General features: G+C 44.5%; 17 protein-coding genes. 2 read left to right on the top strand and 15 right to left on the bottom strand.

All coding sequences use genetic code 11. The features are described from left to right. Positions 1 to 75: 75 nt before the first annotated feature. From DPF91_RS01760 to DPF91_RS01785, 6 genes are all read right to left on the bottom strand, one after another. On the bottom strand, positions 76 to 1,161 hold the full coding sequence (locus tag DPF91_RS01760; RefSeq protein ID WP_117232714.1) for a DUF1254 domain-containing protein: 1,086 nt from the start codon (positions 1,159 to 1,161) through the stop codon (positions 76 to 78). Between the two features lie 217 nt (positions 1,162 to 1,378). Next, positions 1,379 to 3,073: an alkaline phosphatase family protein gene (locus tag DPF91_RS01765; RefSeq protein WP_117232715.1), complete on the bottom strand. Its 1,695-nt coding sequence runs from the start codon at positions 3,071 to 3,073 to the stop codon at positions 1,379 to 1,381. A gap of 88 nt (positions 3,074 to 3,161) precedes the next feature. Then, entirely contained in the window at positions 3,162 to 4,220 is a 1,059-nt protein-coding gene (locus DPF91_RS01770) for a DUF1254 domain-containing protein (RefSeq protein ID WP_117232716.1), read from the bottom strand. Between the two features lie 43 nt (positions 4,221 to 4,263). After that, complete coding sequence (locus DPF91_RS01775; RefSeq protein WP_164684032.1) at positions 4,264 to 5,064, bottom strand: hypothetical protein; 801 nt, start codon at positions 5,062 to 5,064, stop codon at positions 4,264 to 4,266. Positions 5,065 to 5,205: 141 nt separating this feature from the next. Next, positions 5,206 to 6,351: a DUF1214 domain-containing protein gene (locus tag DPF91_RS01780; protein WP_117232717.1), complete on the bottom strand. Its 1,146-nt coding sequence runs from the start codon at positions 6,349 to 6,351 to the stop codon at positions 5,206 to 5,208. Between the two features lie 156 nt (positions 6,352 to 6,507). Beyond that, positions 6,508 to 7,335 carry a LysR family transcriptional regulator gene (locus DPF91_RS01785; RefSeq protein ID WP_117232718.1) on the bottom strand — a complete coding sequence of 276 codons (828 nt, stop codon included), beginning with the start codon at positions 7,333 to 7,335 and terminating at the stop codon, positions 6,508 to 6,510. A 160-nt stretch (positions 7,336 to 7,495) separates the two neighbouring features. On the opposite strand from DPF91_RS01785, the gene DPF91_RS01790 reads away from it, so the two are divergent. Next, positions 7,496 to 8,305, top strand: coding sequence for a fumarylacetoacetate hydrolase family protein (locus tag DPF91_RS01790; RefSeq protein ID WP_117232719.1), 810 nt, complete (start codon positions 7,496 to 7,498; stop codon positions 8,303 to 8,305). A gap of 46 nt (positions 8,306 to 8,351) precedes the next feature. Here DPF91_RS01790 and DPF91_RS01795 read toward each other — a convergent pair whose 3' ends face one another. After that, positions 8,352 to 9,116, bottom strand: a complete 765-nt coding sequence (locus DPF91_RS01795; protein WP_117232720.1) for a hydratase — start codon at positions 9,114 to 9,116, stop codon at positions 8,352 to 8,354. A 247-nt stretch (positions 9,117 to 9,363) separates the two neighbouring features. Between DPF91_RS01795 and DPF91_RS01800 the strand changes: the two genes are divergently transcribed. Further along, a complete protein-coding gene (locus DPF91_RS01800; RefSeq protein ID WP_117232721.1) occupies positions 9,364 to 9,633 on the top strand; it encodes a hypothetical protein in 270 nt (89 codons plus the stop codon). A gap of 487 nt (positions 9,634 to 10,120) precedes the next feature. Here DPF91_RS01800 and DPF91_RS01805 read toward each other — a convergent pair whose 3' ends face one another. The 8 genes from DPF91_RS01805 to DPF91_RS01840 all read right to left on the bottom strand — a co-directional run bounded on the left by DPF91_RS01805 (position 10,121) and on the right by DPF91_RS01840 (position 20,596). After that, positions 10,121 to 11,614 (bottom strand): sodium:solute symporter family protein, encoded by a 1,494-nt coding sequence (locus DPF91_RS01805; RefSeq protein WP_117232722.1) that lies wholly within the window; start codon positions 11,612 to 11,614, stop codon positions 10,121 to 10,123. Between the two features lie 210 nt (positions 11,615 to 11,824). Next, a complete protein-coding gene (locus DPF91_RS01810; protein ID WP_117232723.1) occupies positions 11,825 to 12,790 on the bottom strand; it encodes a LysR family transcriptional regulator in 966 nt (321 codons plus the stop codon). Positions 12,791 to 12,951: 161 nt separating this feature from the next. Beyond that, the gene (locus DPF91_RS01815; protein ID WP_117232724.1) at positions 12,952 to 14,082 is read right to left on the bottom strand and encodes an anaerobic sulfatase maturase; all 1,131 of its coding nucleotides are present in this window, start codon (positions 14,080 to 14,082) and stop codon (positions 12,952 to 12,954) included. Positions 14,083 to 14,149: 67 nt separating this feature from the next. Then, positions 14,150 to 15,919 (bottom strand): arylsulfatase, encoded by a 1,770-nt coding sequence (locus tag DPF91_RS01820; protein ID WP_117232725.1) that lies wholly within the window; start codon positions 15,917 to 15,919, stop codon positions 14,150 to 14,152. A gap of 262 nt (positions 15,920 to 16,181) precedes the next feature. Continuing rightward, a complete protein-coding gene (locus tag DPF91_RS01825) occupies positions 16,182 to 17,102 on the bottom strand; it encodes a beta-keto acid cleavage family enzyme (RefSeq protein ID WP_206355528.1) in 921 nt (306 codons plus the stop codon). Between the two features lie 92 nt (positions 17,103 to 17,194). After that, positions 17,195 to 18,379, bottom strand: a complete 1,185-nt coding sequence (locus DPF91_RS01830; RefSeq protein ID WP_117232727.1) for an acetyl-CoA C-acetyltransferase — start codon at positions 18,377 to 18,379, stop codon at positions 17,195 to 17,197. Between the two features lie 200 nt (positions 18,380 to 18,579). Next, complete coding sequence (locus DPF91_RS01835) at positions 18,580 to 19,539, bottom strand: cyclase family protein (RefSeq protein WP_117232728.1); 960 nt, start codon at positions 19,537 to 19,539, stop codon at positions 18,580 to 18,582. A gap of 97 nt (positions 19,540 to 19,636) precedes the next feature. Further along, positions 19,637 to 20,596: a 3-hydroxyacyl-CoA dehydrogenase family protein gene (locus tag DPF91_RS01840; protein WP_206355529.1), complete on the bottom strand. Its 960-nt coding sequence runs from the start codon at positions 20,594 to 20,596 to the stop codon at positions 19,637 to 19,639. Positions 20,597 to 20,605 lie beyond the last annotated feature (9 nt).

Consider the following 20,605-nt stretch of genomic DNA (forward strand, 5'->3'; position numbering starts at 1 on the left):
CAAATTTACACAGGACTAATCTGATGGTTATAAAAAAACGAGCTCGATGAGCTCGTTCTAAGAATTAAGAGCGTCCTATTTAGCGACAGGCAAAGAAGAAGTGACTTCTTTCTGGAAATCCAGAATTGAATCTAGACTCACTGGAAGGTAGTTACGGAACAGCGCGTTCCAGTTCTCAGATGTCTCAATATTATTGATTGCGTCAGCACCACAGTTGAAGCTCACTGTGTATGAACCATCTTCGTTTTGAGTCGCATCGGTAGAGTTCATTCGGAATGTGTCAGTGACGACCCAGCCATTCGCGTCATAAGCGGTCAGGGACCAAAATGCCGAGCGATCATATTGAAGTTCAGGCGCGTCAAATGTCATTGTGGAGCACTTTGCCGCTCTAGAATCTTCATCACCAGGCATAACAACAAAGTAGAATGCATCTTGTGCTGGGAGCCCTGCCCAACCAGCCGTATTTGCCATGTGGTAATGTGGGTATTCGATATCGGCTAGATCAGTGATAAACCCTTTATGGATGACCACCTCAGCAGGGGCACGACGAATAATGTCCGTTCTTAGTTCGTTGAAGCTTTCTAAATCATATTGGACTGGTGATACATAGCTCGTCTTAGCCGAATTGGTCACCTTCACTTTATCTTGTCTTACGTTCATTTCTGCCATGCCAGCGTCATCAAATGACTTAGGCTGGGTACGCATAAACAGGTAAACATGATTGCCTTTTGTCAGCTGATCAGCATCAATAGTCATGACTTCACCAGGGTAAGCAACACCCAGCGTCACGTGGTTTTCATCAAAGACCTGCACTGACTGGTACAGTTCGCCATCAGGCATGCTGATTGTCACACCTTCAGACGCATCGAATACACCGTAAGAGTAAATAGCATCGAAGTTTGAACGAATGATGGTTTGGTTATTTAGGTCGATACCGGTACGCTCGTGACGGAACTCATTACCGCCATACAACGCAATTTCTTCTGCAAAGTATTTTGCCGTTTCAGCTTGAATAAGGTTATCTAATGTCACTTCAACACCGCCTTTAGCAATGAAAGACATGTTGCTAGGCAGAGCGATACCATTTTGTCCTACACCGCCATCAGCGATAGCACCAAAAGACGTTGCAGCGATGGCTAGAGATAGCATTGTTTTTTTCATAGTTGTTCCTCGTTGGGCTACCTCCTTGTAGCCGGGATAATTGACTAATTGTTCTGTGGTAAATATAACGAGTACGTATGAGCGAAAGTAGATTGAGGGGACTATGCTGCTTATAAGCGGTGTTTATGTAATAACGGGAGACGATTTCCGCATTGACATACAAAGTGAATAGAGCAGTAATTAACACTAATTAACCACTGCTCTGCTCGTACGTGGGCTATTCAACAGGTTCTAATAGAACCTGGCCTGTGGACCCTGATGGTGGGGCAATACCTAAGATTGCAGATAGGGTTGGTGCGATATCATAAGGCGCCACTTCCTGATAAATCTTGCGACCTTCAATTCCGTTCCCAGCAAAAATTACTGGCACATGAGTATCGTATCGCCATGGCGAGCCATGAACGGAAGCAACGGAGAGGCTATCAAATTCATTGATGTATACGCCTGGGTTAAACACTAAATAGAGATCTCCAGAGCGAGATGGGTAGTAGTTGTTTTCAACAAGCGCCGCTATTCGCGTATTAGGTAGACGACCGGTTTCAATCGCGTTCGCTGTAAAGGCGAATTTAATGCCTTCGATTTTATTCAGCTCTTGAGATAGAAACTGTTGCACCTCTGATAAATCCAGCTTGTGCTGCTTTATTACCTTGTGATCGAGATAAAAGTTCGGGTTTTCGAATGCTTCAAACAATTCCTCTCCAACTCCAAAGTGCAATTTCGCTTTATCAAAGATGCCACTTTTTTCAAGCGTATTGGCACCGAAGTAATGCCCTTCGGTAAGACCATGATTAGTAATGTAGTTCGGACTATCCGGCGCACCATGATCTGCAGACAATACAATCAAGGTGTTTTCCAGACCAACATGACTGTCGACATAACTAAACAGGTCTGCGAAAGCACGATCCAAACGCAGCAAGGTATCTTCAGCCTCAAGACTAGAAGGACCATTCGCGTGAATCACGTAGTCGGTTGCAGAGAAACTCACAGAGAGATAATCCGTAAACTCACCTTTACCAAGTTGCTCTTTATTAATTAGGGACTTAGCAAAATCCGCTACAATATCGTCCGCGGCAGGGCTCAAGCTCAGCATGGTCGTAAAATAGGGGAAACTTGCCGGCCCAAAAGGATACGGAAAGCTGCGTTGGAAAGTCGCAATCTCTGTTTTGAAACTCACGTCACCCTCTTGAGCAAACAAATACTCCTCACGCGGTTTCAGCAGTTCCCAACGTTGATTGCTGTACTGCTGAATAAAGTCCTGCTTGTTCCAATCGGTTACCCAATCAGGATAACTATCGTAATAGTAATCACTCGTCACGAAGCCGCCCGTACTCTTGGAGAACCAGAAGGCCTTTCCAAGCTCACCAGCCAGTGGCACAGCGCCGCGATCTTTGAATGATACGGCGAAGGAACGAGACTGACCGTTAGAGGCTTTGACCAATTCATCACCAAAAGTCGACGATTTAATGTTCACCGGAGAGCGACCGCTACTCACTGCTACCGCTTGCGTGTCGTCGATTTCTACTGCAGCTTGAGTTTCAATATCAGCGGAAAGCTCGCTACGTTCAACATCTTCAATATTGTAAACCTTGCGATCCATTTGTCGGTCGAACCAAACATTCCCCACCATGCCATTAACAGAAGGTGGCGCTCCGGTAGCAAGCGCTGCGTGCCCGACAATGGTTTCCGTGTTGGCGTGTTGATAGTGGGCATTGGCATAATGGAGCCCTTGGTCGAGTAAGTAGTTAAATCCACCTTCTCCCATATTATCTCGATACCGTTCGGGTAAATCGCCACGCAATGCATCGACGGTGATCTGTAAAATGAGTTTAGGCTGAGTGGATTCATTGGCTAATAAAACAGGCGCGACACTGAACGCAGCAAGCCCAAGCGCCAAAGGGCGTAATATTGGCATAGAAAGAGTCCTATAGAGATAAAATATGCTAAAGAAACAAAGAAGCAGGGAGCCATGACGACTCCCTGCTTAACTAAAGCTGATTCAATTATTTAACTGGCGTAATAGGTGTCGCCATCACTTGCTTCAGATAAGTCAGTGTTTCCAACTCATCAATGGGCACGTACATACGGAATTGGGCAATCCAATCTTCTTGTACCGTCATCACGTTCTTCATATTGGCGTCAATGGCTTCGCAAGCGCCATCTTGGCTAAAGTTGAACGTCCACGTACCATCTTTGTTCTGTTCCATCAGATGGTTGTTCAATGCAAAATTATCTTGTGCGATCCAACCTAGGTTGTCGTAGGTGGTTACAGAGAAAAAGCCTGCTCTGTCATAATCAAGCGGTGGGGTGTCGATGGTCACTGTAGAGCACCCGTCTAAACCTTGGCCTGTCATGAAGCCAGGTGAATAGATCGCATGCTGAGTCGGTAAACCCGCCCATCCTGCGGCACCGGCTAACAAGTGCGCGCGTTTGTTCACGTCATCCCAAGTCTTACCGAACCAAGTCGTTGGCGCATGGTTTGCCAGCTCTGAGACTTGAGGAATCAAACCGTTGCGAACCGATTCCAGTTGCTGCTGGTTATATTTTTTGCCTACAAACTCATTGGCAGAATTGGCGTTAATCACAACAGAATCTTGCAGCTGGTTCATTTCTGCCTGACCTTGAGCGTCAAACGTGCGCTGCCCTGTTCGAACCAACATGTACACATGCTCACCAATCGACAGGTCATCAGGATTAAGCGTGATGCTTTCGCCCGCATAGATAACCGCTGGATTTAAGTGGTTCAAGTCGATAAATAATGCCGACATATAAAGATCAGTTTCAGGCAGCGTGATGGTTGCCCCTTTTGATACATCAATGACCGCAATCGAATATGCTGCATCTTGGTTCATGCGAATGATATCTTGAGTATCCACATTTGCCATCGTGCGTTGGTGGCTCAGATGATTCACTGGAACCGCATTTTCTTTCAAGTTTTTCTCGAAATACATGCTTGATTCAGCAACGATGAAGTTGTCTTCTGTTACGGCAATCTCGCTAGCGATTGCTGTTGATGATACCGATAGCGCTGCAATAGCAACCGATAGAAGTGTTTTGTTCATAATGACTCCCTCTAAACTATTTCCATGTAGCTATTCACTGTTATTAGAATTGGTAGTTGAATTCAATGCGATGGTCGCCATCGTCAAAGTCAACGTCTTCATCCCAGTTCGCAAAGTAACGAACATTCAGACGTGGGTTGATTTGATATGACACGGCAAATTCGTGGGTCATGATTGAATCATCACCTGCAAAGCCATTGTCTTTATAAACATCTGATCCGCTGATGGTGCCCATGTACATTGGGTTGTAGTTCAGCCAGATTTTGTCTGTGATTTCGACTTTCGCGTACATACCCGCCACGTAGAAAGTGCCATGCATGTCGAATCTATCACGCAACTGAGCTTCACCTTCACGAGATGGGTCTGCTAATGGGTCGCCAGCGGCTAAACCAAGCCCAGCTAGTGGGTACAAGTTCACAGGGCCAAACTTAGGTAGCGCTTGAATAAAGCTATAAGACGCAGAACCTTGGTTCTTATCAAAGTTGTAGTTCAAATCAACCTGAGCGCCTCGTCCATTGGTTAGATCAACCGTGAAGTTACGAAAGCGCACCGAGTCTATTGAATCGTCGACACTGCCGAACTTAGCTTTATCGTTATCACGGAAGCCAATCGCATCACCTGCGATCCCTTTAACTTCTAAAACGTTCATCCCCATTGTGGTGTCTGAACCGGTATCGTAGGTTTGACCAAACTTTAAGTTCAGTCCTTTGTCGCTATAACCTGCACCAGCCTGAGTGTAAACAGCCAGCGGATCACTCATGTCTTGCACAGAATCGTCAGCAAAAGTAGCGGCTGAAACGCAAGCTAGAGATGCACTTACCCCTACCGCAATCACACGCGGCATCATGTATTTTTGTTTAGTTTTCATGGGATTTTCCTAAATCGAGCACGGACTTCAGTCAGCTCAAGATAAATTTGGTTTTTGAAGGATCATCCATGAGTACCTTCATCGTAGTCATTCGTTTGCTTTGGTTATCAGAGCGGATTAGATATCTAACGGCTGAATCTCTGGCATGTTTGCTTCCCAATCTTGCACATCAGCTACATCAGGTAGATAAACTCGAAGTGTGAAGCCCCAATTATCAGCAGGTGTCGCGGCATAGTTAACATTGTTCGCATCTGCATATGCACCACATTCTTCACCACCAAATACAACGGTGAATGTTCCGTCATCATTGGTTGTTAAGCCTTGGTTCGTAGATACGATATTGTTCTCGTTAGTCATTAGGAACTTATCTTCACCGTACACAGTGATAGAGTAATAGCCTCGTGAATCCACTGATTTAGGTGCACGGTATGTAGCGGTATAACATTGATCACCTTTAGCACCATTCAAAGCGTACACAGGGTACATAGCGGTATCATGCGGAGATAAGCCCCACGCACCCGCATTAGCGTATGTTAAGCCTTCCCAGTTAGTTACATCAGAGATGTTCCACTCGATGTGCTTGTCTTGAGCAACAGATAAGTGGTTGTTGTAGCCTTCCATTAGAGCACTTCGAACTTTCAGCATTCGCTCCATATCTGGCCCTTCAAAGCCTTCACCAGAACCACCACCACTGATTACGATTTGGTCTTGCAAACCACGAATTCGCTCCATATCTGCTTCAGTACCATCTGTTGCCATACGGACACCAATCGCTAAGAAGCGAGAGTCAAATTGCTCAGGTGTGAAGTGATATGTACCTGGTTCAGTGATGTACACAGGGATTGTATGATTCGAGGTTTGAAGGTGTAGAGACTGGAACTTATCACCATTCGCTGGAATCGTTACGCTGAAAGGCTCAGATGCATCAATACCGCCAATAGAGTACAAGTGATCGAGAGCTGGGGTTACCACCCATGTATCACCAACTTGGTTTAATACACGGAAGTGGTGCATGTTGTTCCAACCTGCTTGGAAGTTGTTAACGAAGTTATTAATGAAAAAGCGAGCTTCTTGGTGAACAAATTCTTGAGCGGTCATGCCATGATCTTCAGGATTAACAGCCCAAGCCGAAGAATCAATAGCACTCATGAGTTTAATAGACTCAGCGGAGTAGAATTCAGGATTAGCTTCGTAAGCAGGCGCAGATGCAACAGCACCGAAAGAAGTAGCAGCGACTAAAGCAGCAATCATTGTTTTTTTCATTACAGTTTCCTCATTAGATTTTTTATTCTGACCAACGTCGGTGTGTAATTAATCTAATGAGAAATGAGCAACAGAAGTAGTATCGCTCGATAATGCTCTACATAAACACTATTTATGTAGAGCGGAGGCAGGTTTACATCAGAGGTTAAGCAGACGTTAACTTAAGTACTTACGAAGAAACTCTCGAGTTCTCATATGTTGCTTATTTGATTGGTATTTCTTGTGATAGACCAAATCAAGCTGGATAGGAGCAATTTCAAAAGGAATTTCAATGACCTTTAACCCAAGCAGCTCTATCAGCGGATTGGATTTGTCCGTCGCGCATATGGCGTTAGAACCATGAACACACAGCAGCATCGAGCTTGGGCTTGTCACCTGCTTTACAATTTTTCTAGGTAAAGCGTGCCCAACGATTTTTTCAACACCAGAGGTTTGTTGCTCCCAGTAGGTGAGCGTGATGTGTTCTAGTTGGCTAAACTGCTCCATGGTTATGCTATCCCCGATAGTCGGGTGATCTTGTCGACAAACATACACTAAATCTGCACTTTGAAGGTGCTCATAGATAAACGCTTGCTGCTTCTCTTGCTTAAAACGTGATTCGATGGCCATATCGATTTTATCGAAACGTAAATGATCGAGAACCACATTCTCAGACAACGGGTTTTCTATTAGCTGTATGTCCTCTAATACGGGAAGCTGAATAACGATGTGCTCCGGGGCATAGACCTTAAACTGACGAGGTTTATCAAGAGCCAGCTCCAATTGATGTTCTATTTCTTTGAAATGAGTGGCCAATGCATGAGCATCCGATGTGGGCTCCAGGCGACGACCATGACGAACAAACAGCGGCTTATCGAGGTTTGATTCAAGTCTTTTTATTGATGCGGACATCGCTGGCTGAGTCACACCCAACATATCCGCCGCCTGAGTAATACTGTTGAGTTCATAAACTCGAAGAAATGGGACAATTAAGTTCAAATCCATATTGGTTGCTTCACCTTTTCTTAGTGGCTGCCTTCACAATAGAAAACTTTTCATTAGAAATATATAACAATCATTACCTTATAATAGGTGTTGTGATCCAGTTAGCGAGGCCAGCCGTAACTTCTATACTCATGTAATAGGACTCAACAGGAAGCATACAATGAAGTGGCTACTCGCTCCCCTTTTACTATTGATTTCATTTCACACACTGGCGGCAACTGAGCAGTTTGTTCGTTACGAGATGGATGGAAATACTCGCTATGGAAAGCTTGTAGATAACAAAATCTACCCTCTTGATGGCGACTTATTCTCTAACTTTAAAGTCACCGCAAACTCCATCGATATCGATCGCGTAAAACTGCTCATCCCTGTTCAACCTGAAAAGGTCTTTGCTGTGGGCATGAACTTTGCCAGCCACATGTCTTCACCTTCCAACCAACCACCGCCGTTGTTCCTCAAGCTCCCGAGTTCATTACTGGTATCAGGGGAAGACATAGTCCCACCAGCCGATGCGAAAAACGTGCACTTCGAGGGGGAGCTGGTCATCGTGATTGGTAAAGAAGCGAGAGATATCCCACTAGGTAAATCTAAAGAGTTTATCTTTGGTGTCACGGTGGGGAATGATTTAACAGAGAGAAGTTGGCAAGGGCGCGATTTACAATGGCTGCGAGCAAAGGCCAGTGATGGATTCTCACCAATTGCAGCAAGCATTACGCGCGGCGTGAATTACGAACGAGCGCTACTCACCACCCGAGTTAATGGTAAGGTCGTTCAACAAGAGAACACGCAATTTATGATTCACAGCGTCGACAAAGTCGTGAGTTATCTAAGCCACTACTTCACGCTCAAACCGGGAGACCTCATCTTTATGGGCACACCAGGGCGAACCTTTGCGCTCAAAAACAACGATGTGGTCAGCGTCAGTATTGAAGGTGTTGGCACTGTCGAAAATACCTTTACCCTCAGATAGCTACAGCTAAAAAAGCAGGAGGGTTTCGCCTCCTGCTCTCATTCACTTATTTCTTTTCGCGGAACGTCACTTGGTACTCACCAAGATTTTCATATTTGATTGTGGTTGGTTTATCGAACTCAACCTCAACAATGCCACAGTAAGACCCCGTAATGATCGCCTCACCTTTACGAAAAGTTGTACCACGACGCACCATGGTGTTGATTAACCAGTAGATAGGTGTTTGAGGCAACGAGTTCGGGTGCACACCTGAAAACTCTTGATTGCTACCTTCTTGGTCAACATTAATCTTGATGTTACCCGCTGCAAACGCTGCTTCACGTTCGATCTCTGGGCCGATAAACATGCCTTGATTCACTAGGCAATCTGCAAGTTTTTCGTAAAACTCAGCACCGCTATCGTCGGCAAAACGTGATTGCATCAGCTCCAACGCCATATGGCACGAACCGATCGCTTGGTTAATTTGCTCTTCACTGTAACCACTTGGGTTTGCAGGGAGATCTTCACCTAGGACAAAAGCAATTTCAGGCTCAATACGCACCACACCGTTATCAGCGAACAGTGCACACTCTTCACCAGATTGAACAGTGGCATCAAAGATCGGCGCTACAACGAATTTATCATCTGCTAAAGGTAGTAAGCATTTCCAACCACCAACTTTATCGCTGTGAATATCGATCATTGAAGATTGAATGCCTAGCGCGTCTTCAAGATTGGTTGGACGTTGAGTTTCCTCAAGGCGAGAAGCCTTAGTACCCGCTACACGGCGGTTTAGCAGCTCTGTTGCTGCTTGATTGAATTTATTTGTCATATTATATCACTTATGTGGTTTTCTTCATGATATAGTGATTTTGAAGTAGAGAACAGTATTGATATCACAAACCGTGGCGTTCGTTGCTAACAACGCACCGTAACATAACCAAGATCAATAGCTTGTGAATAAAATAAACATTACCCGTATATAAATTATGGTTTTGTGGTGTAGATCGTTGTTGCATTTGATTTACAACTTTATTCTTAATGACAGTTCCATCAGAAAGAGTATTTAAGGACAATACATGTACCCGACAGTTACACTCAATTTTGCTACTAAGGTGCAGCCTGTGTCTTGTGCCTTACTACACGAAGAACTTAACTGGATGGTTCAGCAGTCGTTGAAGAAGCTAGGACAAAAGATTGATGTGAACATTGAATACGATCTTTCCGCAGACAACGAGTACCAACAAACACGCATCATTTTGTCCGAAAGCGAACACGAACTGCAGATCACTGAACAAGACACCAAAGCCGATCTAACCAATCAAATTATCGCACTCATTGTTCGTTAGCTCTCACAAATCATTACTTTTTTCTTTTCTTCAATATCGTGGTGTAAGTGAAGCATCCGCCTGCCGCGAATAGCATGACTACCATCCAAATTGCAGTACCAAAGCTCATTGTTCGTTTCTCATTAATTCATAATGAGAATAAGTGTGTCCAATAACGAGTGTCAGATCAAATCTTTAATGTTCGTTACCATATATACAAAAAGCCAACCGCATTGATTGCGATTGGCTAATGAAAGTGGAATGTTTATTGACTAACTACTTCTTCTCATCTGAAGAGTTACAATGTTGAGCATAGCGGACTGCAAACATGTAAAAGACAACACCGAAGGCTATAATTCCGCCCATCCAAAGTTGTGTGTATGAATCTAATCCCATTACTCTGTTTCCTCTTCATTATTACTAATCATTTTTGCGATAAGAGAGAACACCACGACAATCCCCATAATTGTTCCAAAAGCAGTTAGGAACAGTTCTGCTGCTAGGTTCATTATGCGTTTCCTTCTTTTAGTTTAATTTGCGCTTGCTGTGCAACCTTTTGGTCTTTCTGTTCTTTGAACAGAGCTGGACGTGAATGTTTGGCTAATCCATTACCGACTACAGTGGTAACGAGAGCCACAATCGCAACGATATGAGCATTCTCGAGTGCGGCCAGGCCAAGTGTGTGTTTGATATCTGTGAAAGACCACATCAAGTTAACCACCCAAGAACACATCACTACCGTTTGCGCGACCATCAAGTTGCGCTTCCAGAATAGACCGGCAACGATGATGAAGAAGAATGGTACCAACCATGCGAACAACCATGTAATTGCCAAAATAACATTAGGTTGTAGAAAGAACGTCATTGCTGCTGCAATTACACCGATAATAATGATTACTCGTCGAATCAAGCTTTGCTCTTGCTTCGGTGATAAGCCACCTTCTACGTTCGCTCCGATAATATCTTTAGCGAAGATAGTTGCTGGAGCCAGTGCTGACATTGCGAAAGTCGACAGTAGTGCACCTAGGAAGCCTGCTTGTAGTAGTACTACTAGCCATGGTGGAAGTAATTCAACAATCAGAGTTGCACCCGCGAGTTTTGGACCTAGCTCAGCAAACTCAGGAATCGTTGCTGCCGCGAGACCAACCAATACAGGGAATACACCAAATAGACCATTAATTGGAGCTGCAATCCATAGAGAACGCTTGATGACTTTCTCGTTCTTCGCCGACATTGCTGCTTGCATGCCTTGTTGGTTCACAGATTGAGAGAACACAACCGAGAAAATAGCGGCAAGAGAGAATCCAATCAGAAGATCAGGCGTTGCTAGGATTGAAAGTTTAAATTCTTGACCATTATCGACGTAGTACTGCGTCACGCCTTCCCAACCATTTGGCAGAACAAACGCTAAGTAGATACCCGCGATGATGATAGACCCGTACATTACTACTGCGTTAACTAGGTTAACCCACATTGTTTGCTTGATACCGCCCATGGTTACATATGCTGTACCAATAACCGCACCCAACACAGCAGACCAACCAAGTGACCAGCCAGACATTGCAGATATACCTATTCCCAGAGTTTGCGTCTCTAGCGTTACCAGACCAAATACCACCATTGCACCAACGCAAGCTGTGTAAGTGCGAAGCTGTTTATTGTAAAGCTTACCGATCAACTCAGGAATCGTTGCACAACCTATTCGGCGAATCCAACGACCCGTACCTAAACAGATCACACAGATAAGAATGGTATGAGCAAAACAGAACCACAATGCGACAGCTCCAAGAACGAATGACATTTCCATCAAGCCGTAAACGTGTGCAGAGCCTAAGTAAGTGATTGCCAATGTAACAGAGAACATTGCAATACCAGCGTCACGGCCACCGAGTGCCATATCGGTCACTTCGTTGGTTTGTTTTTCTTTCCATTTTAAATACCAACCGATACCACCAATAACAATGGCGTTATATATCAGCACCATGAGTAATATATTGCTCATATTAACCTCGAATTCTAAATGTAGGGTTGGTCTAATTAATCAACGGCCGTAGTTTAATTTCGACTTATTATTAAAAGTTGAGGGCATAATACGTGGTTATAGAAAATAAAAATAAGAGCTTGCTCACTCTAAATTTATAATTAAGTTGCATACAAAAAAACAAATTTCCCACTGATGGGAAACATTAAAAAAATGTTTCCCACGGTATGTCTAATCGAATACTTTCACTTTTTCTCTATGTTTTGATAACAAGTACTCTTTGAACGCGCTCACTGTACTCGTCATGAAACGTTGTGGAGGGTAATAAAGATTAAGAAACCAATCATCAGTTTGATAATCGGTGAGCAGCTCCAATAACTCTCCACTTCGAATGTATTTTTTAACGAGAAATTCTGGTAAGTAAGCAATGCCTGCGCCGTTGAGTGCCCCAGTTGTGATCATTTTGGCATCTGACAATTCAATGGTTTTGTTTACCGTAATAATTCTCCCTTCGTTACCTTGTTTAAACACCCAGTGGTTCTTACCACTAAGCGATTTTGAGTACAAACAGCGTAATTCGGTTAGATCTTCAGGCACTAAAGGCTCGGCATTACGACGAATAAAATCAGGAGATGCGACAACCACAAACCGTTCAGACAACAAGCTGCGACGCACAAGATTTAGGTCTTCCTCTTTTGAAATCGCCGAACCTGCAATCGCAGAGATGATAAAGTCGTTATCTTTGTGCTGCTCCAACCCTCGAGGCGATATTGTCATCTGAATGTTAACCATTGGATTATCAGCAACAAACTCTGAAACCAGAGGCAAAATAACGTTTTCAGCGTAAACAGGGCTGCTACAAATTCGCACTGTACCGCGTTTTTCTTGAGTGAATTGGGTCAGCTCATTCTTTAGAACATGAATCTTAGAGTTAATTTTCTTGAAGTGCTGATAAAGGTGCTCACCAGCTTCAGTTATGCGATTACTTTTGTCATTTCGACGATATAGAGTGACGCTTAGTTCACTCTCCAGATCGGCTAGCCAACGTGAGCCAGTGGACGTTGAGATATCCATGATCTCTGAAGCCTTCGTCATAGAACCGGCTTCAACTAACACAGTAAAAAACATCATCTGAGCCACAAGTTGAGGATCAACGGGCTCATGAGATGCAGGGAGGATATTAGTGAGTTCACTCATGGGTAAGCCTTATCATTATATTTCTTTGCGAGCAATCTACTCACAAAGTACTAAAATGACAAAAACACAGGCACATTGTGTGATCTAACTAATACATAAATAAACAACATTAATTATCGTTCAATATGATTGATCTACATCATAGAGTAATTTTATATATATTATACGAAAGATAATTTTGTTAGAGGTAAGAACTGTTTATATTGGGTTGGAGGAAGTCTTCTTCTTAAACACTCAGACATTGCAAGAAAATAAGGGGCACTATATCGGAAAAATTGTTTATATCCGTCACATAATTGATTTTTATCACCAATATCTCGATGCCTTGGACATCCACCCTGGCACACTCCCCGAACACAACAACTCATACAGTCATCATGGGAAGTAACAGAGTTTGTAGCAAATTTTCGATGAGGCTCACTCTCCATCATGGAAACAAAATCAGAATCCCCAATTCGCCCTAATCGATACTCTGGTTCAACAAAGTGATCGCAAGAGTAGACCTCTCCACCACGCTCAACCGCAAGTTGATGGCCACATTGCTTGGCATGTACACAAAACGTTTCAAAGTTAGTATGTACTCGAGTGAAAGTCGCATCAAACAGCTGTACAGTCACCTGCCCCACCCCATCTTTCAACCATGATTGGAACGTTTCGATGAGAAAACGTCCCCAAGCATTCGCATCAATATGATTCAGTGTATCGGGCAGATACTGGATCGATTTAACCCCTTTTGAAAGCAGAAACTCATAGGTTTGCCTCGCAAGATGCACGTTGTCATTGTGCACAACAGATAACACGTTAAAGCGCACCTCTAGTTCCATCAGATAACGTAAGCCACGCATCACATTGTCAAATGAAGGTTTACCCGAGAAATATAGGCGTTGCTGGTCATGGTTTTGCTTATCACCATCAATACTAATTCCTACAAGGAAGTCATGCTGTTTGAGAAACTCAGCCCAGCGCCGATTGAGCAGTGTACCATTGGTTTGCATCGCGTTTGTGATGTGCATCCCCGGTCGAGCGTATTTATGCTGAAGCTCGATCGCTTTTTGATAAAACTCTAAGCCTGCAAGCATCGGCTCTCCACCCTGCCATACAAACTGTACTTCACGGCAGCCCATAGGTTGCTGAGTAATGTATTGGCGAATCACTTCCTCCAAAACAGACTCCGACATAACCTTGTCGTCATCCAACGACTTGCATTGATAAAAGCAGTACCCACACTTTAGGTTACAACTATCACCGACTGGTTTGATAATGACGTGAAATGGGTATTGGCTAGTTTTCATGGTGATTTCTCTAGTAAGTAGGGAGCAAGCTCCCTACTGTTAGGCTTGTCTTCAGCTAAATGAAAGATTAGTTGTAGTGTCTATCTGTATCAGGGTTAGCATTAAACGGTTGGTCAATATCCTGACGAATCGACCAAGTTTGGCGACGATACATCTCAGGGTATGCCCAATCTTTCTCAACTAAGCCTACATCTGCAACGTAGTTATCCCAAATTGTCATCATCTCTTTGACCAGTTCAGGCTTTAACTCGGTAATATCGGTTTGCTCGGCAGGGTCATTCGCTAGGTCGAACAGCTTCCAACCTTTACCATCACGTTTCTGATACTTCGCCGCCATAAAGCGAAGCTTGTGATTTTTGTACACGACTGACTTAAAGCCATTCAGCTCTAGGATCACGGGCTCGTCCGCTGTACGGTGCTGAGCAACGTCACCCTCTAAGAATGGTGCCGCAGACTTGCCGTTAAACTCATACAGATCGTGACCATTAAATCTGGTTGGTTTCACTGCACCTGCCCAGTCAAGAATTGTAGGGGTGATATCGGTGACATGCATGTTGCCGGATTGGGTGAAACCTTCACGCTTATCAATCCCTTTACCTGCAATGATCATTGGTACGCGAATGCCGCCCTGACCAGAGGTGGTTTTGTAGTAGGCAAATGGTGTTGAAGATGCCTCAGCAAAGCCAGCACCCATAGAAACAAACGACGACGGTTTACCAATATTGTCGTAAGAGTTATCAAATTGCTCCATGAACGGCGCGGTGTTACCGGTGTAGTTGGTCGATGGTTTTGGACCTGAACCGTTATCGTGAGTGTAAATGAAGATGGTGTTCTCGTACTCACCAATATCTTTTAGGTGCTGAACAAGGCGACCAACGTTGTGGTCCATATTGGCAATCATCGCCGCATAAACAGACATGATTTTCGCTGCTCGTTTTTGTTCTTCTTCTGACAGTTGATCCCACGGTTTGTAATCACCGTTGTTACGTACATCAGCAGTATCTTGTGACACTAAACCCAGCTCTTTCACACGTGCAAGTCGTGTTTGACGAATCTTGTCGTAACCCTGTTCATACATACTTGGGTCAAACTTATCTAGCCACTCATCTGGGGCATGCAACGGATCATGTGGGGACGTAAATGCCGCATAAGCGAAGATAGGCTGTTCGGGCTTCTCTTCACCAATATATTCGATCAGTTTGTCTACATAGTAATCTGAAGAGTAAAAATCACGAGGTAACTCATTCACACGTTCACCGTTTTCACGATAAAAGAAAAAAGGAGCTTCAAAAGGGTTCATGGGTAGTTGATCACCAAAGTGAGAAATACCACCGCCAGTAAACTCAAACGAGTGCTCAAAACCACGCGCCTTAGCTGACTGAGGATAATTTGATCCAAGATGCCATTTACCCGCCATCATCGTCTTATAACCTTCTGATTTTAAAACTTCAGCGACAGTAATTACGCTATTATTCAATGCCCCCTCATAACCTTTGATACCTACTTGGTTTGAGGACATAAGCGGAGGCATGTTACCCAGTCCAGCTTTATGGTTGTCCACACCTGTCAGTAGCATGGAACGGGTTGGTGCCGACATTGGGTTGGTGTAGTAGTCCGTCATTTTCACCCCATCTTCTGCTAACGCACAGATGTTTGGCGTTGGAATTTCACCACCGTAACAAGAGAGGTCAGAGAAGCCCATGTCATCGGTCATGATCAAAACAACATTGGGTTGAGCTGAATCGGTATTGTCGCTGGATGCCGCTTGGCTATCGAGGCTTGGAAGCGTAGCTACCCCTGCTGTAGCGACAGCGAGCGCGGTTTTTTGTAGTTTCATTGTTTCACCTGGATTTAATTTTATTAGTAAGGCAAAACTGATCTTATTGAACTATTTCGTTATTTAACTTGAGCAAGTTCAGACTATTTAGGCTAATAATTCCCGTAAAAAGAAATCTATTTCCCAACAAAAATAACAATTAAATTAATAATATATCCCATATCTCAAAAAATAAAAAAGGGGCTCTGTAATAGAGCCCCAAGCAAGGTAAGTATGTCGTGTTTGCCTAATTATTATCTAATGTCAGGTTTAGGTCGCTTTATTATTCGTAGCTCTTCCATGACGGGAAGTTCGCTTTGTTCAACTTCAGGATTTGACGCGCTTCATCCGGCGTTGCAATCTCAAGATCATTCAGCTCTAGCATCTTCTTAGTACGCTCTACAAACTCAACGTTTGATTTCGCTAGCTGGCCACGGCGGAATAGCACGTTATCTTCCATACCAACACGAAGGTGACCGCCTAACGCGATTACTGCGTTAATCATTGGTAGGTGGTTACGACCAATACCTAGTGCACCCCAAGTAAAGTTTTCACCCCAGAAGCGACGAACTTCTTCTAGCATTTGTAGAAGGATATGTACTTCTGCTGGTGAGCCACCCGCAGCACCAAGCACAAACTGGAAGTGAGGCGCTGTGAATGGGTTTGCAATTTCTGGCGTACCTTCTTCACGCTTCGCATTCGCTTTGTTGATTTGGTCACGATAGAACTTCACGTTGTGGATCATACCAATATCGAAGATTTCGATTTCTGGCATCACGTTGTGCTTTGGCATTTCAACAAGAAGCTTGCTAAGGAAGCGAGGGCTGTTTTCAAAGATAACCGAATGCATCCAGTTCATTGTACCTGCATCGCACGTAGCGATTTCTGGGTGAAGCTCTTGGAATGGCAGCATACGAATTTCATCCGTTGCATTCAGGTCGCCAGACGTCGTTAGGTTAAGTACGATGTCACACTCAGCATCACGTACATAGCCAACAACTTCACGGAATTTTGCAATGTCCATTGATGAGTTTGTCTCGTCATCACGAACATGGATATGAGCGATAGAAGCACCAGCTGCGTGACAAGCGATGATTTCATCAGCTTGTTCACGAGGCGTTAGTGGCACAAATTCAGATTGTTCTTTTTTAGGGAAAGCACCAGTACAAGCAACAGTTAGGATACGTTTATTAGCTAGAGACATAATAGGACCTCTTATTTTTTAAAATTATTTGGGAATTTTCCCGATATTTGTTTATGTCCCGCACATCATCATGCGGGGTTTATTAATTCGATTTACGCGTTTTCATTTTCAACGACTAGAGCAACGCCTTGACCGCCGCCAATACACAGTGTTGCTAGGCCGTAGCGCTCATTACGCTTGGTTAGCTCATGCACAAGAGTCACGAGAATTCGAGCACCACTTGCACCGATTGGGTGACCTATCGCAATCGCGCCACCGTTAACGTTAGTGATTGCTGGGTCTAAATCTAAGCCTTTCACAACCGATAGCGCTTGAGAGGCAAAAGCTTCATTCGCTTCAACTAGATTTAGGTCGCGAACTTCAAGACCTGCTTTTTTCAACGCTTTTTCTGAAGCGGGTACGGGTGCATAACCCATGACTTCAGGATCAACACCTGCTGCACCTTGAGAGCGAATCGTCACCATCGGTGTCAGACCCAGCTCTTCTGCTTTACCTTTGCTCATCAGAACAAGTGCTGCTGCGCCATCATTCAAGCCCGATGCGTTTGCTGCCGTTACGGTGCCGTCTTTCTTAAATGCTGGGCGAGGTTTGCTGATAGTTTCCAGCGTCGCGCCAAAGCGTGGGAACTCATCGGTATCAACAACGGTGTCACCACGGCGGCCCGAAATTGTGTGTGGCGCAATTTCGTCTTTAAACTTGCCAGTAGTAATCGCGGCTTCTGCACGGTTTTGTGATTGAACAGCGTAAGCGTCTTGCTCTGCACGAGAGATATCGTATTTTTCAGCTAAATTCTCAGCTGTGATGCCCATATGGAAGCCGCCAAATGCATCAACCAAACCATCATTAAGCATGGTGTCAGTCAGCTGTGAGTGACCCATTTTCACACCAGTACGGTGAGAACCTAGGATGTGCGCAGCGTTAGACATTGATTCTGCGCCACCAGCAACAACGATTTCAGCCTCACCGGTTTGAATCTGTAGTACCGCATCCATGACTGCCTTGAGGCCCGAGCCACAAACCATAGACACGACGTTCGCTGTTGCTTCATCTGGGATACCTGCAAATTTGGCAACCTGGCGAGCAGGGTTTTGACCAAGCCCTGCAGAGAGCACGTTACCAAAAATAAGGTTATCCACTTGCTCCGGTTTTACTTTCGCCGCTTCTAATGCTGCTTTAACAGCTGTCACGCCAAGATCAATCGGAGAGATATTGGTAAAAGCACCTAGGTAGGCACCAATCGCTGTGCGTTTTGCACTGACAATTACTACGTCTTTCATGGGAATCCTTTTGTTTCTCGTTAAGAGTTCATACTCTTTTGTTCTATTCTTCCGATGCATTCGCATCATGATGTTTTACTGGCTACAAATGCCATGGCTATTGAATCTTTTTTAGAGTCTATAGCGATGAAATCTAAGTGATTTAAAGAAAGCTGGGGCACTGCCCCAGCTTGGAGCTAATCAGAAATTAAGTGCAGTGATTAGTGATCACCGTATGGGTATAGACGGTCAGGTACATTGTTCACCTTGTCTGCATCAATCACAGCCATTAGACGAGTCATAGAGCCATCACCACAGTAAAGGTTTAGTGGAGCACCTACGATGTCGAAGCGCTGACCAGCAACTTTCGCGATTTGGCCACCGACGTTTTCCCAACCTACTTTACCGTTACCTAGAAGTAGCTTGTGGCAAGGTTCCCAGACACCGTTACATAAGCCTTTTTCTTCCACTAGACCATAAAGGTCGTTGTATGCCGCTTCACCATGGATCTCTTTGTATAGTTCACGGTCAAAGTGTGCGTACTCTTCGATACCAAACTTCTCGATGTACTCTTCTTTCAGTGGCAGACCTGAGTAACCTTCTAGGTTCATGGATAACTTCCCTGCACATTTCTCACCGATAGAAGTGTGTAGTGGGTGGTCAAGTGCTTGTTGGTCTACACCGAGTGCTTTGATGTCGTGTTTCATGCACCAGTGGCCAACAGATGCGCCCACGCCTGTTGCATAGTGGTAGTACTGCTTAGTGTCATCCCATAGGCTTGACATACCTGTATAGATGATAACGATCATGTCTTTTAGATCTTCAACCTCTAGCCCATCAATCTTAGCCACGGCCTCATCCATGTGCTCAGCTTTGATCAGTGTCCACTGTGGCAAGTGAGACAGGTCAAGACATACCGCTTTACCGCAGTAAGATTCCAGCTCCATTTCATGAGTGTAACGAGCACGGCGACCGTCGAACTCAGTTTCAATAACATGACGAGGTGAATCTGCGTGAGTACCACAGTGCATTGGCATTTTGAAGAATTGAGTCAAAACACCAGATTTCGCTAGACCGTGCGCACGCGTAATCTCAGGTTGTGGGAAGTAAGGCCACTGTGGAGACTGAGAGCCGATTGGGTGAGATAGGTCGATTAATTTTTTACCTTCAAAGATAGACATTGTTCTTTTCCTTTTATTCTTTGGGTCGGCTTGCACTTACGAACGAAATCGAGAGGTGTTCTGGCAAGCCCTGAGGTTTGTTCTTTTATGCCAAGCGTTATGCTTCTTCTAACTGCTCGCGGCGATACTTCGTTTGGTCGATGAGATACTTGAACAAGTTGTTCTTCGACTCTGTTGCTTGCTCGGGGGTCCAGTTTTGGAAACCTTCACCAGTTGCAAAACCGCTCTTACCTTGCTCAACCAACTCTTGCAGTTTCTTGCTTGGCTCTACACCTGAGTAAAGGTGCTCAAACATGTATTTGTGAATGTTTAGGCTCAGCTCTGTCGATACCATGTCTGCATTTTCAAACGGAGCAAGTTGTGGAACGCGGAAACCAAATGAGTTCTTAATGCAATCATCGATAGTTTTCGGGTCTGCGATGCCTTCATCTAGCATGTAGAATGCTTCACGCCACAATGCATGTTGCAGACGGTTCGCTAAGAAACCCGGTACGTCTTTCATACATTTAGCAGGGGCTTTGCCACAATCTTCTAGTAGGTCAAACGCAACCTGGAATATCGCGTCGTCGGTATCTTCGGTACGAATCACTTCTACAAGAGGGATCAGTACCGCAGGGTTCCAGAAGTGCATGCCGATAACGCGATCTTTCTTCTCGACAACTTCAGCGATTTCAGTGATAGATTTCACAGAGGTACCTGATGCGAAGATACAGTCTGGGCGTGCATACTTCTCCATTTCTTGGAATGTCGCGTGTTTAATGTCCATCACCTCCGGCACAGATTCAAAGATAAGGTCTGCATTCTCGTATGCTTCAATCGCGTCAGCCGTAATGTTGATGCGGTCAAGAATCTCAGACTTCTTACTTTCTTCGAGCAAGCCTTCTTGAATAAACATATCCAGTTGGCCACTCATGTCTTCTACAGCAGAACATTTAGCCACGTTACGGGTTTTAATTGTTACGTTACGTCCGCCTGCCGCGAAAATTTGCGCAATACCTACGCCCATCATTCCTGAGCCGCCAGCGATAGTGATGTTTTTAATGTCTTGGTGCTTCATAGTCATTCC

Source organism: Vibrio maerlii, from assembly GCF_003415655.1.
GTDB classification, from domain to species: Bacteria; Pseudomonadota; Gammaproteobacteria; order Enterobacterales; family Vibrionaceae; genus Vibrio; species Vibrio maerlii.

Bases quoted from the DNA above. Each gene is read 5' to 3' on its own strand.
- DPF91_RS01810 (WP_117232723.1), bottom strand. From the start codon at position 12,790: ATGAGTGAACTCACTAATATCCTCCCTGCATCTCATGAGCCCGTTGAT.
- DPF91_RS01785 (WP_117232718.1), bottom strand. From the start codon at position 7,335: ATGGATTTGAACTTAATTGTCCCATTTCTTCGAGTTTATGAACTCAAC.
- DPF91_RS01775 (WP_164684032.1), bottom strand. From the start codon at position 5,064: ATGCCGCGTGTGATTGCGGTAGGGGTAAGTGCATCTCTAGCTTGCGTT.
- DPF91_RS01770 (WP_117232716.1), bottom strand. From the start codon at position 4,220: ATGAACAAAACACTTCTATCGGTTGCTATTGCAGCGCTATCGGTATCA.
- DPF91_RS01765 (WP_117232715.1), bottom strand. From the start codon at position 3,073: ATGCCAATATTACGCCCTTTGGCGCTTGGGCTTGCTGCGTTCAGTGTC.
- DPF91_RS01780 (WP_117232717.1), bottom strand. From the start codon at position 6,351: ATGAAAAAAACAATGATTGCTGCTTTAGTCGCTGCTACTTCTTTCGGT.
- DPF91_RS01835 (WP_117232728.1), bottom strand. From the start codon at position 19,539: ATGTCTATCTTTGAAGGTAAAAAATTAATCGACCTATCTCACCCAATC.
- DPF91_RS01805 (WP_117232722.1), bottom strand. From the start codon at position 11,614: ATGAGCAATATATTACTCATGGTGCTGATATATAACGCCATTGTTATT.
- DPF91_RS01815 (WP_117232724.1), bottom strand. From the start codon at position 14,082: ATGAAAACTAGCCAATACCCATTTCACGTCATTATCAAACCAGTCGGT.
- DPF91_RS01795 (WP_117232720.1), bottom strand. From the start codon at position 9,116: ATGACAAATAAATTCAATCAAGCAGCAACAGAGCTGCTAAACCGCCGT.
- DPF91_RS01840 (WP_206355529.1), bottom strand. From the start codon at position 20,596: ATGAAGCACCAAGACATTAAAAACATCACTATCGCTGGCGGCTCAGGA.
- DPF91_RS01760 (WP_117232714.1), bottom strand. From the start codon at position 1,161: ATGAAAAAAACAATGCTATCTCTAGCCATCGCTGCAACGTCTTTTGGT.
- DPF91_RS01820 (WP_117232725.1), bottom strand. From the start codon at position 15,919: ATGAAACTACAAAAAACCGCGCTCGCTGTCGCTACAGCAGGGGTAGCT.
- DPF91_RS01830 (WP_117232727.1), bottom strand. From the start codon at position 18,379: ATGAAAGACGTAGTAATTGTCAGTGCAAAACGCACAGCGATTGGTGCC.
- DPF91_RS01825 (WP_206355528.1), bottom strand. From the start codon at position 17,102: ATGTCTCTAGCTAATAAACGTATCCTAACTGTTGCTTGTACTGGTGCT.
- DPF91_RS01800 (WP_117232721.1), top strand. From the start codon at position 9,364: ATGTACCCGACAGTTACACTCAATTTTGCTACTAAGGTGCAGCCTGTG.
- DPF91_RS01790 (WP_117232719.1), top strand. From the start codon at position 7,496: ATGAAGTGGCTACTCGCTCCCCTTTTACTATTGATTTCATTTCACACA.